The 16,911-nt window shown below is 45.8% G+C and carries 16 protein-coding genes; 8 read left to right on the top strand and 8 right to left on the bottom strand.

Going from position 1 to position 16,911, the window contains the following annotated elements; all coding sequences use genetic code 11:
* On the bottom strand, positions 1 to 259 hold a 259-nt coding region (locus tag B9J87_RS03365), incomplete at its 3' end, for a DUF3012 domain-containing protein (RefSeq protein ID WP_017050233.1).
* Between the two features lie 306 nt (positions 260 to 565).
* Here B9J87_RS03365 and rbsD point away from each other — a divergent pair.
* From rbsD to B9J87_RS03335, 6 genes are all read left to right on the top strand, one after another.
* Positions 566 to 985: a D-ribose pyranase gene (gene rbsD / locus B9J87_RS03360; protein ID WP_013868176.1), complete on the top strand. Its 420-nt coding sequence runs from the start codon at positions 566 to 568 to the stop codon at positions 983 to 985.
* 20 nt (positions 986 to 1,005) lie between these two features.
* A complete protein-coding gene (rbsA, locus tag B9J87_RS03355; protein WP_094149349.1) occupies positions 1,006 to 2,511 on the top strand; it encodes a ribose ABC transporter ATP-binding protein RbsA in 1,506 nt (501 codons plus the stop codon).
* 11 nt (positions 2,512 to 2,522) lie between these two features.
* Entirely contained in the window at positions 2,523 to 3,491 is a 969-nt protein-coding gene (gene rbsC, locus B9J87_RS03350) for a ribose ABC transporter permease (protein ID WP_010320544.1), read from the top strand.
* A gap of 73 nt (positions 3,492 to 3,564) precedes the next feature.
* On the top strand, positions 3,565 to 4,443 hold the full coding sequence (gene rbsB, locus B9J87_RS03345) for a ribose ABC transporter substrate-binding protein RbsB (RefSeq protein ID WP_010320543.1): 879 nt from the start codon (positions 3,565 to 3,567) through the stop codon (positions 4,441 to 4,443).
* Between the two features lie 175 nt (positions 4,444 to 4,618).
* Positions 4,619 to 5,539: a ribokinase gene (gene rbsK / locus B9J87_RS03340; protein ID WP_026027770.1), complete on the top strand. Its 921-nt coding sequence runs from the start codon at positions 4,619 to 4,621 to the stop codon at positions 5,537 to 5,539.
* A 16-nt stretch (positions 5,540 to 5,555) separates the two neighbouring features.
* Positions 5,556 to 6,563 carry a substrate-binding domain-containing protein gene (locus B9J87_RS03335; RefSeq protein WP_013868172.1) on the top strand — a complete coding sequence of 336 codons (1,008 nt, stop codon included), beginning with the start codon at positions 5,556 to 5,558 and terminating at the stop codon, positions 6,561 to 6,563.
* A 45-nt stretch (positions 6,564 to 6,608) separates the two neighbouring features.
* On the opposite strand, the gene B9J87_RS03330 is transcribed toward B9J87_RS03335, so the two are convergent.
* Together B9J87_RS03330 and B9J87_RS03325 are read right to left on the bottom strand one after the other, a co-directional pair.
* The gene (locus tag B9J87_RS03330) at positions 6,609 to 7,232 is read right to left on the bottom strand and encodes a DsbA family protein (protein ID WP_094149348.1); all 624 of its coding nucleotides are present in this window, start codon (positions 7,230 to 7,232) and stop codon (positions 6,609 to 6,611) included.
* Positions 7,226 to 8,089 (bottom strand): MBL fold metallo-hydrolase, encoded by an 864-nt coding sequence (locus B9J87_RS03325; protein WP_013868170.1) that lies wholly within the window; start codon positions 8,087 to 8,089, stop codon positions 7,226 to 7,228. The genes B9J87_RS03330 and B9J87_RS03325 overlap by 7 nt, the downstream gene beginning before the upstream one ends.
* A 110-nt stretch (positions 8,090 to 8,199) precedes the next feature.
* Between B9J87_RS03325 and B9J87_RS03320 the strand changes: the two genes are divergently transcribed.
* On the top strand, positions 8,200 to 9,102 hold the full coding sequence (locus B9J87_RS03320; protein WP_094149347.1) for a LysR family transcriptional regulator: 903 nt from the start codon (positions 8,200 to 8,202) through the stop codon (positions 9,100 to 9,102).
* Positions 9,103 to 9,155: 53 nt separating this feature from the next.
* Here B9J87_RS03320 and B9J87_RS17710 read toward each other — a convergent pair whose 3' ends face one another.
* The 5 genes from B9J87_RS17710 to B9J87_RS03300 form a co-directional block, all read right to left on the bottom strand.
* Positions 9,156 to 9,296: a hypothetical protein gene (locus B9J87_RS17710; RefSeq protein WP_017050239.1), complete on the bottom strand. Its 141-nt coding sequence runs from the start codon at positions 9,294 to 9,296 to the stop codon at positions 9,156 to 9,158.
* Positions 9,297 to 9,429: 133 nt separating this feature from the next.
* A complete protein-coding gene (gene gnd, locus B9J87_RS03315) occupies positions 9,430 to 10,878 on the bottom strand; it encodes a decarboxylating NADP(+)-dependent phosphogluconate dehydrogenase (RefSeq protein ID WP_017044907.1) in 1,449 nt (482 codons plus the stop codon).
* A gap of 13 nt (positions 10,879 to 10,891) precedes the next feature.
* Positions 10,892 to 11,608 (bottom strand): 6-phosphogluconolactonase, encoded by a 717-nt coding sequence (gene pgl, locus B9J87_RS03310; protein WP_088729785.1) that lies wholly within the window; start codon positions 11,606 to 11,608, stop codon positions 10,892 to 10,894.
* On the bottom strand, positions 11,605 to 13,107 hold the full coding sequence (gene zwf / locus B9J87_RS03305; protein ID WP_026027771.1) for a glucose-6-phosphate dehydrogenase: 1,503 nt from the start codon (positions 13,105 to 13,107) through the stop codon (positions 11,605 to 11,607). Before zwf ends, pgl begins: the two co-directional genes overlap by 4 nt.
* 356 nt (positions 13,108 to 13,463) lie before the next feature.
* Complete coding sequence (locus B9J87_RS03300; RefSeq protein WP_026027597.1) at positions 13,464 to 13,976, bottom strand: hypothetical protein; 513 nt, start codon at positions 13,974 to 13,976, stop codon at positions 13,464 to 13,466.
* A gap of 209 nt (positions 13,977 to 14,185) precedes the next feature.
* On the opposite strand from B9J87_RS03300, the gene B9J87_RS03295 reads away from it, so the two are divergent.
* Positions 14,186 to 16,546: a Lon protease family protein gene (locus B9J87_RS03295; RefSeq protein ID WP_026027772.1), complete on the top strand. Its 2,361-nt coding sequence runs from the start codon at positions 14,186 to 14,188 to the stop codon at positions 16,544 to 16,546.
* Positions 16,547 to 16,911: the final 365 nt, after the last annotated feature.

The following is a 16,911-nucleotide window of genomic DNA, read 5'->3' as shown; positions in this document are numbered from 1 at the left end:
AAAAAATACAATGCTTAGCGAAGTCGCCAGCCTCATTCGCTGTCCAATCACCTTTTGGCTTGTCTTTCATATCTTCACACCACGCGTCGCTGCCAATTTGTGATTGGAAGACACAGTGCTTTGCATAATCCACCGCCTGCCCGGCGTTCCATTCGCCTTTTGGTTTCTCTTTCATATCTTGACACCATGCTTCGCTGCCCACTTCTGAGCAGGCGGCGAGTGAGAATGCAGTAAACAATACCAAGGCTATTTTTTTCATGTTTGAGTTCCAAATGGATGCGATTTTTGTTCGGAGTGACTATACCGAAAATCACGGTCTCAGTGTTAATCCTATGCTAAAAATGGGCATCTAATGACAAATCACTCAGTGATGATCCTCACTCTTTTTTACTCCTCAGCTCACTAATCAACGATCAAAATCACATTACCTATTTTCGCATCGTGCAAATTATTTTTGCTACGCTAGGATTCATCGAAACGTTTCGATGAGATTTTCTTGAACGATTCAAGAGTGATAGAAAGGTGTCAAAAAGCGAAACATAAAGCCTAACGTGAAGGTATAACAATGAAAAAAAGTACCCTATTAAACTCAGAACTCTCTTACTTGGTGGCTACTTTAGGGCATACCGACGAAATCACAATTTGTGATGCAGGTTTGCCCATTCCTGATGAAGTGCAGCGTATTGATTTAGCATTAACTCACGGTATTCCCGGTTTTATTGACACGGTCCGCGTGATTCTTTCTGAATCTCAAATTGAAGGTGTGATCATTGCTGAAGAGTTTGCACAAGTAAGCCCTGAGCATCACAAAGCACTGCTTGCTGAGCTGAAAGCGGAAGAGGAGTTATGCGAGAAAGCGATTGCTGTCACTTACCTCTCTCATCAAGATTTTAAAGAGCGCACTATGCGCAGCCGCGCCGTGGTAAGAACAGGCGAATGTACGCCGTATGCGAATGTTATTTTTCAAGCAGGCGTCGTGTTTTAAGCCGCGATTGAGGATCCACTATGACTCAAGCAATTTTAGCGCTCAGTGAGATTGAAAAAGCGTTCCCCGGCGTGAAAGCACTCGATAAAGCTAGCCTCAATGTTTACCCCGGCCGCGTGATGGCGTTGATGGGCGAAAACGGCGCGGGTAAATCAACCTTAATGAAAGTGTTGACGGGTATCTATTCATTGGATGCGGGTTCTATCACTTACCAAGGAAAACCAGCCGCCTTTAAAGGCCCACGAGATTCACAACAAGCGGGCATCAGCATTATTCACCAAGAGTTGAATTTGATTCCGGAATTAACCATTGCTGAAAACATTTTTCTAGGCAGAGAGATAACCGGTGCGATGGGGCGAATTTTATGGAATGAAATGTACCAAGCAGCCGACAAACTACTGGCTCGTTTAAACGTTAAACACAGCTCCAAGACCTTGTTGGGTGACTTAAGCCTTGGTGAGCAACAGATGGTTGAGATTGCAAAAGCGCTCTCATTTGAGTCGAAAGTGATCATCATGGATGAACCGACGGATGCGCTGACGGATACCGAAACTGAATCGTTATTTAATGTGATTAACGAGCTGCGTGAACAAGGTTGCGGCATTGTTTATATCTCACATCGGTTGAAAGAAATTTTTGAAATTTGTGACGATATTACCGTGTTACGTGATGGAAAATTCATTGGCCAGTGCACAGTGTCTGACACCAATGAAGATGGCCTGATTGAGATGATGGTCGGCCGGAAATTAGAAGAACAGTACCCACGTATTGAGGTAAAGCACGGCGACACTTGTCTTGAAGTGATAGGCCTTACGGGCTCAGGTGTGCATGACATTAATTTTACGCTCAAACGAGGTGAAATCCTCGGTGTCTCGGGTTTGATGGGCGCAGGGCGCACTGAATTAATGAAAGTGATTTACGGCGCGCTGCCCAGTGAGCGAGGCGTGATTAACCTTGAGAACAAAACCATCAACCCAGTCAGCCCACAAGATGGCCTTGCAAACGGTATCGCGTATATTTCAGAAGATCGCAAAGGGGACGGTTTGGTTCTTGGCCTGTCGGTGAAAGAGAACATGTCACTGTGTGCGTTGAATAAATTTAGCAAAGGTGTACAAATTCAACACAGTGATGAAGTCATCGCAGTGGAAGATTTTATTCGCCTATTCAACATCAAAACGCCATCTCGTGATCAAATCATTGGCAATTTGTCCGGTGGCAATCAGCAAAAAGTAGCGATTGCGAAAGGGTTGATGACACGTCCTAAAGTCTTGATTTTGGATGAACCCACACGCGGGGTTGACGTCGGAGCCAAAAAAGAGATTTACCAATTGATTAACCAATTTAAAGCCGAAGGGATGAGCATTATTTTGGTCTCGTCAGAGATGCCAGAAGTGCTAGGGATGAGTGACCGAATTTTGGTGATGCATGAAGGTCGAATCAGCGGCGAATTTTGTGCCAAACAAGCCAACCAAGAGATTCTACTCGCCTGTGCGGTAGGCAAAAAGATCAATGAGGAAGCAGCATGAGCAGTAACAGCATGAGTAATTCAACCCAAACTAACCGCAGAAAATGGATCAGTAAAGAGTGGCTCATTGAGCAAAAATCACTGATTGCTTTGCTTTTTTTAGTGGTCGTTGTCTCTTTTTTAAACCCCAATTTCTTCACGGTTGACAACATACTGAACATTTTGCGCCAAACCTCAGTCAACGCCATTATCGCTGTGGGGATGACCTTGGTTATTCTAACGGCAGGTATCGATTTGAGTGTTGGCTCGGTACTGGCGTTGTGCGGCGCTTTTGCTGCAACCATGATTGGTCTTGAGATTCCCGTCATTATCGCAGTCCCTACAGCGTTACTTGCTGGCGCGGCACTGGGTGCGATTAGCGGCATCATTATCGCCAAAGGTAAAGTGCAGGCGTTTATTGCCACCTTAGTCACTATGACCTTACTGCGTGGTGTGACCATGGTTTATACCGATGGGCGTCCAATTTCGACAGGTTTTACCGATACTGCAGATGCTTTTGCTTGGTTTGGTACAGGTTACGCGTTGGGTATTCCCGTTCCGGTGTGGATGATGGTGGTGGTCTTTGCTGCGGTTTGGTACTTACTCAACCATACACGTTTTGGCCGCTATGTTTACGCGCTAGGTGGCAATGAGTCTGCGACTCGATTGTCAGGCATTAATGTGGATCGCGTGAAAATTGGTGTGTACGCCATCTGTGGTCTATTGGCTGCGCTGGCTGGCATCATCGTCACGTCTCGCCTCTCTTCTGCGCAACCGACTGCTGGTATGGGTTATGAGCTGGATGCCATCGCTGCCGTTGTACTTGGTGGTACCAGTTTGATGGGTGGTAAAGGACGCATTATGGGCACGTTAATTGGGGCGCTGATCATCGGCTTTCTTAATAACGCGCTGAACCTGCTTGATGTCTCTTCTTACTACCAAATGATTGCGAAAGCCGTGGTTATTTTGCTCGCGGTACTCGTGGATAACAAAAATAAGTAACACGATAGAAAACCTCCGTTTTAAAGCGAGCCATATTAGCTTTAAAACGGCCCCTACAAAAAGGACTATAAAGATGAAAAAACTTGCAACTTTAATCTCTGCTGCTCTACTTTCCACCACTGTCTCTGTGGCTGCGCATGCGCAAGACACCATGGCGATTGTACTATCCACTCTGAACAACCCATTTTTTGTCACCATGAAAGATGGCGCAGAAGCGAAAGCGAAAGAGCTAGGCTACAACCTGATCGTCTTGGATTCACAAAATGATCCAAGCAAAGAGCTATCAAACGTAGAAGACTTAACCGTTCGTGGCGTTAAAGCGATTTTGATCAACCCAACCGATTCTGATGCCGTCTCTAACGCCATTCGTATGGCCAACCGCGCTAAAGTGCCAGTGTTGACACTGGATCGCGGTGCAAGCCGTGGTGATGTTGTGAGCCACATCGCTTCTGATAACGTAGTCGGTGGTGAAATGGCCGGTCACTTTATCGTCGAAAAAATCGGTGCAAAAGCCAAAGTCATTCAACTGGAAGGGATTGCCGGCACATCGGCGGCTCGTGAGCGTGGAGAAGGTTTCATGAACGCGGTGAAAGGCAGTGAAATGGAACTGCTTGCTAGCCAGCCTGCTGATTTTGACCGCACTAAAGGTTTGAATGTAATGGAAAACCTGCTAGCGGCAAACCCAGATGTTCAAGCCGTATTTGCCCAAAATGATGAAATGGCATTGGGTGCACTTCGCGCCGTTCAAGCATCAGGCAAAGAGGTGATGATCATCGGTTTTGATGGTACCGACGATGGTATCGCGGCGGTAGAACGCGGCCAACTTGCTGCGACTGTTGCTCAACAACCAGACATGATTGGTGCACTTGGCATTGAAACGGCCGATAAAATGCTAAAAGGCGAACAAGTGGATGAGTACATTCCGGTTCCTCTAAAAATCATCAGCAAATAATCTTTGCTGTAGGTAGCTCTTTACTGGCTCGTAGAGAGCTACCTCTTCTATAACCCCTCAGCCATCAATAACCAGTAATCAGGCTCGATAGGTTTGTTTTTTCAGGTGAAGCCACAAAAGCCAAACCTCTCCAGCTCTATTTCAAACATGTTCACTCATGAACAAAGGACAAATTATGAATCAGTTAGTGGTATTAGGTAGTGTTAACGCTGACCATGTTTTGCAAGTGCCTTCATTTCCTCGCCCGGGCGAGACGCTGCATGGTCGTCATTATCAAGTTATTCCCGGTGGTAAAGGGGCTAACCAAGCTGTAGCGGCCGCGCGATTAAAAGCGGACATCGGTTTTATTGCCTGCGTGGGTGACGATGCATTCGGTATCAATATTCGTGAGAATTTTAAGCTCGATGGTATCAACATTGCGGGAGTTAAAATGCAGCCCAATTGTCCGACGGGCATTGCGATGATCCAAGTCTCGGACAGCGGAGAAAACAGCATCTGTATTTCGGCAGAGGCGAATGACAAGCTGACGGCTGATGCCATTGAACCGGATTTAGCCGCCATTGGTGCGGCCAAATATTTATTGATGCAACTGGAAACGCCAATCGATGGCATTATTAAAGCTGCGCAAATCGCCAAACAAAATCGTACCAATGTGATTTTAAACCCAGCGCCTGCCCGAGATCTGCCTGATACTCTGCTAGAATGTGTCGATGTGATCACACCAAACGAAACGGAAGCGCAGCGCTTAACGGGGATCACGGTTGATGATGATCACACGGCGCAGTTAGCGGCCAATGAACTGCATAAAAAAGGGATTGAAATCGTCTTGATCACCTTAGGTGCAAAAGGCGTTTGGCTAAGCCAAAATGGGCGTGGTCAACTGATTGCTGGTTTTAAAGTCGATGTGACAGACACCACCGCGGCAGGTGATACGTTTAACGGTGCTTTGGTAACGGGTTTGTTGGAAGATATGCCTTTAGAATCAGCCATTAAATTTGCGCATGCTGCGGCAGCCATTTCTGTTACCCGTTTTGGCGCGCAAACCTCAATACCCACCCGAGTAGAAGTGGACGCGTTTCTCGCTCAGCATCAATAGAATAGGAAAAACAGACATGGCGACAATGAAAGATATTGCAAGATTAGCCGGCGTATCCACGTCTACCGTCAGCCATGTCATTAATAAATCTCGCTATGTGAGCGATGAAATTGCTGAGCGTGTCAATAAAGCCGCGCAAGATCTGAACTATGCCCCGTCAGCATTGGCTCGCAGTCTCAAAATGAACCGAACGCGCACCATTGGTATGTTAGTGACCACTTCGACTAACCCCTTTTTTGGCGAAGTGGTCAAAGGGGTAGAGCGCAGTTGCTATCACAAAGGTTATAACCTTATTTTGTGTAATACCGAAGGGGATAGCCAGAGGATGCAAGCCTCTATCAACACGCTGCTGCAAAAGCGCGTTGATGGCTTACTTTTGATGTGTTCCACCTTAGAAGGTGAGCGGATTGACGTTTTTGAACGCTACCCAGATATCCCTGTCGTGGTGATGGATTGGGGCCCAATGCTCTTTCCTAGCGATAAAATACAAGATAACTCTTTACGTGGTGGTTATATTGCGGCGAACTATTTGATTGAGTGCGGTCATAAAGAAATCGGTTGCATTACCGGGCCATTGATTCGACATCAAGCTCAAATGCGTTATGAAGGCTATAAGCGCGCTGTCTTGGAAGCAGGTTTGGACATTTATCCCAATTGGATTGTGGAATCCGATTTTGAATGTGAAGGTGGCTACGAAGCGTTCAATAAAATGTTAGCTAAAGGGCCATTGCCGAGTGCGATTTTTGTCTCTAATGACATGATGGCAATGGGTGTGATTAATGCAGCTAATGAAAAAGGGATCCGCATTCCTGAAGATCTTTCGCTGATGGGGTATGACGATATTCACATCGCCCGTTTTATGTCGCCAGCTCTAACCACTATTCATCAACCCAAATATCGTTTAGGTAAAGCGGCAGTTGACACCTTACTTGCCCGTTTAGAAAACGAAGCGCTCGAACCGCAAATTGTCCAATTAGAGCCGACTTTAGTGGTGCGTAAAAGCATCAAAATGATGAACAAGTAGATGGAAAAATCCCTCTCTTTTCTAAAGAGAGGGATGAGGCACTAATTACTGAGTCATATTTTTCCAGAAATCAGCCCATTGCTGCGGTCGATTATAGAAATGGCTAACAGATACGGTTCGCCATTGCCCCTCTGCTTCATACACAATCGAGGGAAAACCAGAAAGCTGATATTGCGCCATTAAGCTTTGCGTCTGCTCTAACTGCTCTGGTAACTGAGCTTTGGCTTGCTCCATCGCTTGTTCCCATTGATTTGGCTCTAGGTCAAGCGATTGGGCTAACAGTGCCAATGTGTCAGTATCGGCCACAGGCAAACCTTGCTGGTAGTGCGCTTGTTGAATGCTTTTGAGCATAACACTTGGCGATACACCGAGTAATTGCGCTGCAATAATGGCTTGAGCAGTAACGTATGAGTCCAATATCACGGTTTCGCCACTTTTGATTTTGGTGATGTAACCTTCCCCAAATACGGCTCCTGTTTGCTGAGCAATGCGCTGATCAGCTTGCAGTACATGTTGGCGAAAACCATCTGAAAGAGGCGATCGCTCGATCATTCCACCCGGATGAAGGTGCAGTTTGATTCCGCTCATTTCATTCAACTGCTGAATCAGAGAGGTTGCTCCGTAACACCAGCCACACATTGGGTCGAAAATATAGTGGACGTTTACCATTTCATCTCACCCATATGAACTTTGGCACCAATTTCTAAAGCCATTGGTAGGCCAGCATTAGGGTAAAGGTTTTGCATGGTTTGAATTAACTGAGCGCTGTCTTTGCTGTTTGCTTTGGCTTTAGCAAAATCCATAAGATATTGTTGTGCAAATTCAATTGAAGAAGCATCAAGCGCTGTTCCAGAAGTCATATGCCCCGGGATCACTACGTTTGGTTTGAGTGCTTTCATTTGATCAAGTTGTTGCGCCCAAGCTTGGCGGCTCGCATCACTTTGTGCATCAGCCATCCATAAATGAACATTTCCGTATACCGCGACGTTACCTAAAATCGCTTTATTGGCTGGTATCCATAAATAAGGACGATGCGCTAATGCTCCATCCGCATCGCGAATTTCAATAGTTTGCCCATCAATGGTTAAGGTTTTGCCATTATAAGCCGTTGGTAGTATTGGTTTTACAGGGGCATTTGCACCCATTTTTGGAGCCCAAAATGCCAGTTTACCTTCGAGTTTTTCTGCAATCGTTGCACGTACGCCAGGCGTCGTCAGCACTTTCGCTTGTGGAAACATGTCATGCAGTACTTCAGCGCCAAAGTAGTAATCAGGGTCAGCTTGGCTAATAAAAATCGTGGTTAGGTTTTTGCCAGAGTCGAGTACTTTTGCTGCAATACGGAGTGCGTCGGCTTTAGTAAAGCCAGTGTCAACCACCATCGCTTCTGTTTCGCCATAAACCAAAGTGGAGTTGACATGGAAGCTATTGCCATCTGCATTGTAGACGTCAAGTGTCAAAGGTTGTTGTGCTGCAAACGCGGTGCTGCTGATGAGTGTGGTTGCTGTAAGTAGAGTCAGTGTTTTCATGATTATTTATCCAAAGAGTATGTTATCGGTTCGGGAGCTATCATACGAATTAGACTTGTTCGGATATATAGCTAATAATTGACATCATTGTTTCTTAATTAGAACTAATCATGGACAAACTCACAGCAGCTCAGGTCTTTTTAGATATAGCGATTACCCAAAGTTTTACGGCGACAGCGGAACGGCTGGATATTTCTCGTCCTATGGTGACTCGGCATGTTGAAACCATGGAAACTTGGTTACAAGCTCGGTTATTAAACCGAACCACACGAAAAGTATCGCTCACATCAGCAGGAGTTCAATGCCTAGACGCGATAAAATTATGGGTCGAGCAAGCGCAGCAATTAGAACATCAGTTGATGGATCAACAGTCGTTATCTGGAAAAATCCGGATTGCGACCAGCATGTCGTTTGGCTTTTCTCAACTGATCCCGGCCGTTAAACCTTTTTTGAATACGCATCCAAATATCGAAATTGATATTGATGTACAGGATAAAACCGCAGATTTGATTGCAGAGCGAATTGATTTAGCGATCCGTATTGCAGCCGATCCCGATCCTTCTTTAATCGGGCGCCCTATCGCCCAATGTGATTCTGTATTGGTTGCCTCTCCTGAGTATCTCATGCGCTGTGAGCCAATACTCACACCAAGCGATCTCTCACAGCATCGTTGTCTTGGATACAAAAACTTTGAGCGACATATTTGGCATTTAAAACAAGATGATAAGCATCAATCGGTGGAGGTGCCATGCCAGCTAACTGCGAATGAAGCCACCACTTTGTTACATGCGGCTATACACGGGATGGGCGTTGCTTTACAGCCGACTTATCTAGCCAAGGGTGCGTTAGAAAGGGGGGACTTACAGCAGGTGTTAGCGCATTGGCAACCGAAGAAAATGGACATTTACGCTTTATATCCTTCTCGGCGTCATTTATCACCCGCTGTCAGAGCTTTGATTGATCACTTAAAGGAGTATTTCGTGAGTCATGATTGGCAAACGATATGCCTATAGATGAGGTAGAGAGGAGTGATAAGCAGAGCGTGTTGCCACACTCTGCTTATGGATTATGCTACTGCGCCTTGTTTCTGCGCTTGTTGCACTAATGCCTGACGTTGAGCTTCCATAGCAGATTGAACTTCATTTTCCCTATGAGTGTCTTCTTCCACAGCCTGTGGGACAAGTACATAGAACTTATTGATGGTCATCTTTGGATCTCATGTAGTTTTGGAAACAAAAAAATAGAGGATGTTAACCTAGTTAACATCCTCCATGACGGTCAAATTATAGGCGTAGATGAAGGGGCTTAGCTAGTCCTTTTTTCATCGTAAGCCGAATTTTTTATACGTCGTAAGTGGTAGACGCCGTATTTCCGCCTGTACCAGTCCAGTTTGTGTGGAAGAATTCACCACGTGGACGATCAGTACGCTCATAAGTGTGAGCACCAAAGTAATCACGTTGTGCTTGCAGTAAATTAGCCGGTAAGCGAGCGGTGGTGTAGCCATCTAAGAAAGTGAGCGCGGAGGTCATACATGGCATTGGAATGCCGACTTCCATTGATTTGGCCGCTACTTTACGCCAAGCCGCTAGGCAGTTATCCAAAATGCCCTTGAAGTAGGCATCTGAACCTAAGAAGGCGATTTCTGGGTTAGCTTCGAACGCATCACGAATGTTGCTCAGGAATGCGGAGCGGATGATACAACCACCACGCCACATCAATGCCACGTTACCGTAGTTAAGATTCCAACCATTCTCGTTAGACGCTTGGCGCATTAGCATAAAGCCTTGTGCGTAAGAGATGATCTTAGACGCAAGTAGCGCTTGACGAAGTGCATCAACCCACTCTTGTTTATCACCTTCGATCTGCATATTGCTCTTACCAAACAGCGCTTCGGCGGCAACACGTTGATCTTTCAATGCTGAAAGGCAACGAGAGAAGACTGACTCAGTGATCAGCGTCAGCGGAATACCCATATCGAGTGCGTTAATGCCCGTCCATTTCCCTGTGCCTTTTTGGCCAGCAGTATCGAGGATTTTCTCAACCAGAGCTTCACCATCTTCGTCTTTGTAGCCTAAGATATCAGCGGTGATTTCCACTAGGTAGCTATCGAGCTCGGTCTTATTCCAATCAGCAAACACTTTTTGCATTTCATCATGGTTTAAACCCAAGCCGTCTTTCATAAACTGATAAGCTTCGGTAATTAGCTGCATGTCGCCATATTCGATACCGTTGTGTACCATTTTAACGAAGTGGCCCGCGCCGTCGTTACCCACCCAATCACAGCAAGGTTCACCAGCTTCGGTTTTTGCTGAGATACCTTGGAAAATTGGCTTCACGGCTTCCCAAGCTTCAGGTGCGCCACCTGGCATGATAGATGGGCCAAAACGTGCCCCTTCTTCGCCGCCAGAAACGCCTGTACCGATAAAGTGAATACCTTTTTCACGCAGTGCTGCAACACGGCGGTTGGTGTCTGGGAAGTTCGTGTTACCACCATCGATAATGATGTCGCCTTTATCGAGTAGCGGAACCAGTTGGTCGATGAAATCATCCACGACTTGGCCCGCACGCACCATCAGCATCACTTTGCGAGGTGTCGCCAGTTTGTCGACTAACTCTTGCAGTGAATAAGCACCAACAATATTGGTGTCTTTCGCTGGACCTGCTAGGAACTCATCGACTTTTGCCGCGGTACGGTTGTGAGCTACCACTTTAAAACCGTGGTCGTTCATATTTAGGATAAGGTTTTGGCCCATCACTGCTAGGCCGATTACACCGATATCACCTTTCATTTATTTCTCTCCTTCACGCAATCTTTGTTGCGGCATCTGAATCTAAAAACCACTCTGTTTCGCCAGTTGTTGATTTAATTTTGGCAGCCGGATAAGGAAGATCCTCGGCTTTCGTGGTGTGAATTTCGTGTACGATCTCGGCTTTACCTGCGCCAAGAACGAGGTAACTAATGCGTTTTGCAGCTTCCAACACTTTCGCTGTTTTAGAGACACGAAGTTGGCCTGATTCCGGATGCGTTGCCACTAAAGATAAATTCTCATCCTCGTAGTCGGTCACATTAGGGAACAGGGATGCCGTATGGCCATCTGCGCCAACACCGAGCAAAATCCAATCAAAAACAGGAGTACCGTTGACGGATGGAATGACTTTTGCCATTTCATCGGCAAAGCGCTTAGCTTCGGTTTGTGGATCATCTTCGCCGCGAATACGGTGAATATTTTGAGGTGGAATGTTCACTTGGCTAAACAGCAGTGTATTGGCTTCACCAAAGTTGCTTTCGGCATCGTCAGGAGCAACACAGCGTTCATCACCCCACCAAAAATGCAGGTTTTGCCATGCAATCGCCTGTGCATAAGGTTCACTGGCCAATAATTTGAACAGCATTTTGGGTGTGCTGCCACCGGAAAGGGAGATATGAACTGGCTGACCTTGCTCGCTATAGCGTTGCATTTCATTGGCGAGCGTTTCAACCACCTGTTCTGGGGTTTGAAAAATTTTATGATTGATCATAATTCGCAGTAATCCGTATCGGTCAAGTTTTTACACGGGAAGCGCCACGCGCGGCCATCATTGTGTAGCAGCAAATCGGACTCTTTTGGTCCCCACGTGCCACAGGCATAGCCAAACAGCGATTGAGGGTCTTGTTTAAAATCCAAAATAGGTTGCACGAACTTCCAACACGCTTCTACGGCATCGGTACGCGCAAATAAAGTTGCATCACCGTTGAGCGCATCCAAAAGGAGCCGTTCATAAGCGGTCAACATCTTGGTTTCTTCCAGTGATGTGTAATGGAAGTTCATGGAGACTTCTTTGGCTTTAAAGCCCGCACCTGGCTCCTTCAAACCAAAGCTCATTTGAATGCCTTCATCGGGCTGAATGCGGATGATGAGCTTGTTTTCAGGGGCATTTTGCCCAAAAACAGGGTGTGGCGTACGTTTAAAGTGAATGACCACTTCGGTGACACGCGTTGGTAAACGTTTACCTGAACGCACATAAAATGGCACGCCATTCCAGCGCCAGTTATTGATAAACATTTTCAAACCGACATAAGTTTCAGTGCGCGAATCTGCTGCCACACCATGTTCATCACGGTAACTGGGTAAAAACTGGCCACGAACTTCCGATTCCGTATATTGCCCCAGTACGAGGTTGTGGCGTAGGTCATCATCAGAAAGCGGTTGCAGGCTTTGCAGCACTTTATTGACTTCGTTACGAATTGAATCGGCATTAATGGCGGCTGGTGGCTCCATGCTAACCATAGCTAACACTTGCAGTAAATGGTTTTGGAACATATCACGCACCGCACCAGAACCGTCGTAATAGCCACCGCGTTCTTCGACGCCCAAAAATTCTGCGCCTGTAATTTCGACATAGTCAATGAAATTGCGGTTCCACAAAGGTTCGAACATCCCGTTAGCAAAACGGAAAACCAACAGGTTTTGTACCGTCTCTTTGCCTAAATAATGGTCGATACGGTAGATCTGGTGTTCTTGGAAATGGCGATGAATTTCGATATCAAGGCTTTGAGCCGATGCGAGATCATAACCAAACGGTTTTTCGATGATTAAACGCTTCCAACCTTGCGCTTCGCTATTTAATCCATGCGCTGCGAGATTGGCCGGGATGACGCCATAAAGGCTCGGCGGCGTCGCGAGATAGAACAGAGTGTTGCGTTGCGTGAATTGGTATTGCTCAGCCAAAGAGTCAAGACGCGTGGCGAGCTGCGCGTATTCTGCAACATCTGAAGTGTTGATCGCTTGATAATGCAAGTGCTCGCAAAAGGCGTCGAGAATATCTGGGACGGTCTTTTCCATTTCCTGAAGAGAGCGCTTTAATTTTTCACGGTATGACTCATCGCTGTATTGGGTTCGGCTGACACCCAGAATAGCAAAGGATTTCGGCAGTTGATCACTGGCGAACAAGTGATACAGAGCAGGTATAAGCTTGCGATAGGTTAAGTCGCCTGAAGCACCAAAAATCACAATACTGCTGTTTTCAGGTATTACCATCATCTTTCCCTTAAAAACGAGGTATTTAGCATGCGCCAACGGTAGCAGCGTCATGCAAAAATAGAAAATAGGCTCTAACTATAATGTCGATAGTTAAAACCAATGCGCTCCTCCAAAAGTGCAGAACGTAGTCCAGGGATCGCCCCTAGACTCGGGTGCGTATTGTCTACGACAATTTGACATACATCAACTATTGATAACGCAATCGATTAAATTCTCATGCCATCTCGACACATTTTCAGGGTGAGAGGTTACGTTCTGCCTAAGTCTCATCCCCTGACCACAGCACGTTACTTATAGCGGCTGTGAATGATGCTAGGTGGTCAGTCTTATCCGGAATGGTAACTCTATGGTGCTTATTCAGTTGAACAATGACAGTTTGACGACGGAACTTGAGCCTGTACTTGGTTATAACGTTTGAGTTGGTTGAAATAGTGGTGCGCTTTTTGTACGTGTTCGAACTCCAACATCCAAGTCGCACTGCGCTGCGCTGAACAAAAAGCACCCATATGTTTGAGCAAGTCATCGCTTTGTTTGGTGAGTACGTTGGCAAGGCGGTTAACCAAGGCATTGGGCTCAATCGCAGTAAACTGCAGCAGAGCATAAGATTGATTTAAGACATCAAAGGCTTGTTTATGCTGGCCCAAGTGGTTGAAAATTTCAGATTGAGAAACAGCAGCATCACATAGCCCAGAGATCAAGCACACCAACTGGCAAGGTTTTGTATGTTCGCAGTTTAGCGCTGATTGAATATGGCTTGGCATATGATGCAGTACATCTTCAAACAAACAGTGTGCTTGTGGCCAATGCCCCTGCGCTAATAGTTGTTCAGCCTTGAGATAGCTTGTCCAGCACTGTTGTAAGTCCATACTCAATTCTCCAGAATGACGGCGTTCACTTATTTAAATGCAATTTATTATCAAATGCAAATAATTGTTATTTGCGATTTTAAGTGTGGTGATTGTTTATTATTTGTTCGGTTAAACGCGAATAAGGTGTAACTCGCTAAAATATAAATGAATTGCTTCTACACTTAGGTCAAACTACAACAAGAATCCAAAAGCTAAGGAGCGGAGTGATGGCGATTCAACGATTGAATGCAGAGCAGCTCTACCACGTTGCCCAGTTAGAAAAACTCCCTTGTAAATCAACTAAGGAGTTAGACCCAGTTGATGAGATTGTGGGGCAAGAACGGGCGCAAAAAGCGGTCGAATTTGCAATGTCGATCAAAGAGAAGGGTTACAACATCTACGCTATTGGCCGTAATGGGTTGGGCAAACGTACGATGATTTTGCGCTATTTAAACCGCCATCAGCATGATGTCGATGCGTTGTTTGATTGGTGTTATGTGGCCAATTTCAGCGATATTCGAACCCCAAAAGTGCTGAAGTTACCTTCGGGTATTGGGGTTAAACTCAAGCAAGACATTGAAAAGTTAATGAATAAGTTGGTCAATGCGATCCCGTTAGCTTTTGATAACGAGATTTACTTTGCTCGTGCCGATAAACTGAAAAATCAGATGGCACAAAAACAGCAAAGTGAATTGGATAGCATCAGTAAAGAAGCCAAAGATAAAGGCATTAGCTTAACCATCACCACTCAAGGCGACTATCAATTTGTTGCGATGAACGGTGAAGAGATGCACACCGAAGAGTCCTTTGACGCCTTGTCTAAAAAAGAGCAAGAGCACTTTAGCCATACCATTGATGAGCTAGAAATCAGCCTACGCAATATGGTACGTCAACTGACAGAATGGGAAGACTCCTACAGTGAGAAGATCAAAAAGCTCAATGATGAAGTAACGCTTGGCGTCATTACCCACTTTATTAAGCAGCTTAAGCAAGATTATTCTGGCTACCCAGACATCAAAACGTATCTCACGGAGTTACAAAAAGACATCGTCGATAATGCGGACATTTTTTTAGATGAAGACAGTGAGCAAGGCGAAGTCGCGACAGCTTCTTTAGATAAGCGTCTGCCGCGTCGCTACAAAGTCAATGTGCTGGTCAGCCAGCCTTCAGACAAGCTACCGATCGTGGTAGAAGAGAACCCGAACTACCACTCTCTATTTGGTTATATCGAAACGGCGACTTTTAAAGGCACAGTATTTACCGATTTTTCGTTAATTCGAGCGGGTAGTTTACATAAAGCCAATGGTGGTGTGCTGTTGATGGATGCGGTGAAAGTGCTTGAGCAGCCCTATGTTTGGGACGGTTTAAAGCGCGCGCTGCGTTCACGCCAAATGAGTTTTACCTCTTTGGAAAAAGAGGTCACGCTAACAGGGACGGTTTCACTTGACCCAGAGCCTATCCCGCTAAATGTGAAAATCATCCTATTTGGTGATTACCACACCTATCAGCTGCTGACTCATTACGATCCTGAATTTAGCGAATTGTTTCGAGTAACGGCCGATTTTGAAGATGAAATGAAACGTACGCCCGATACCGAGCTACATTACGCGCGTTTTATTTCGAGCATAGTGCACGACAACAATATGCTGCATTGCGACCGTAAAGCGATTGCACGCATCATTGAACACAGTTCACGTACAACGGGCGATCAAGGCAAACTGTCACTTCATTCGGCGCATATTGCCAATTTGTTACGCGAATCTAACTATGTGGCGAAGCAGGCGAATTCAAACATGATCCGCCAGAATCATGTCGAAGAGGCGCTCAGCAACCAAGAGATGCGTGTGAGCCGCCTGCAAGACAGTGTGATGGAGTCGTATGTTAACGGTACAACGCTAATCCAAACGCAAGGCATGGCGGTCGGGCAGGTGAATGCGCTGTCGGTATTGAGCACCAGCGATCATATGTTTGGTGCGCCAAACCGTATTACCGCCACCACTTCCTATGGCGATGGTGACATTATCGATATCGAGCGCAGTGTCGATCTGGGTGGCAGTATCCACTCTAAAGGTGTGATGATTTTATCCGCGTATCTCTCTTCGGTATTTGGCCGTACGGCGCGCGTACCACTCACCACGACCATCACATTTGAGCAATCATACGGTGGTGTGGATGGTGATAGTGCCAGCATGGCCGAATTCTGTGCGATTGTGTCTGCGTTTTCTAAACGGCCTAATCGCCAAGATATTGCGATCACAGGTTCGATGAACCAATTTGGTGAGTCGCAGCCGATTGGCGGTGTGAATGAGAAAATTGAAGGTTTCTTTGATGTGTGTGCAATCAAAGGGCGCACCAGCCAACAAGGTGTCATCATTCCTCGTTCAAACATGCACAATCTGATGTTACGCGCTGACGTTGTTAAAGCGGTCGAGAAAGGGGAGTTCAATATCTGGGCTATTGAACATGTCACTGAAGCGGTTGAGCTCTTTACTGGCAAACCCGCAGGCGAAGCAACAGAAGATGGCAGCTACCCGGTTGATACCATCTTCGGTTTAGCACAAGCCAAACTGAATGCGCTTAGAAAATAACCTTATTGGGTGATTTTTGAAATATTGTTAATGGTTTAATGGCCACTCATCGAGTGGTCATTTTTTAACGGATCTAACAATTATTGCCTCTGCTAAACTCCCAGCATGGAGCAGTCACAATTGGCCGAGAAGCAAAAAGCGCAGCTCGCCTTCTTCAAACTATAAATCGACTACTATTTCCTAGTCTCAACCGCATAACTCGAAAGGTTATGCGGTTTTTTTATGAATCAAAGAATATCTAACCATCCGAAATAACTAGGTTTTTTTGGGTTAGCTGCTTGTTTTTATGATTCGATCCCCCTCGTATAAAAAACACTATCTTTATTAACATTATCTTCATATATTGACCCAATAAGAACTAGAAA

The organism is Vibrio sp. V19_P1S1T109, from assembly GCF_002241375.1.
Taxonomy (GTDB): domain Bacteria; phylum Pseudomonadota; class Gammaproteobacteria; order Enterobacterales; family Vibrionaceae; genus Vibrio; species Vibrio anguillarum.
This window is presented reverse-complemented; position numbering and strand designations above follow the sequence as displayed.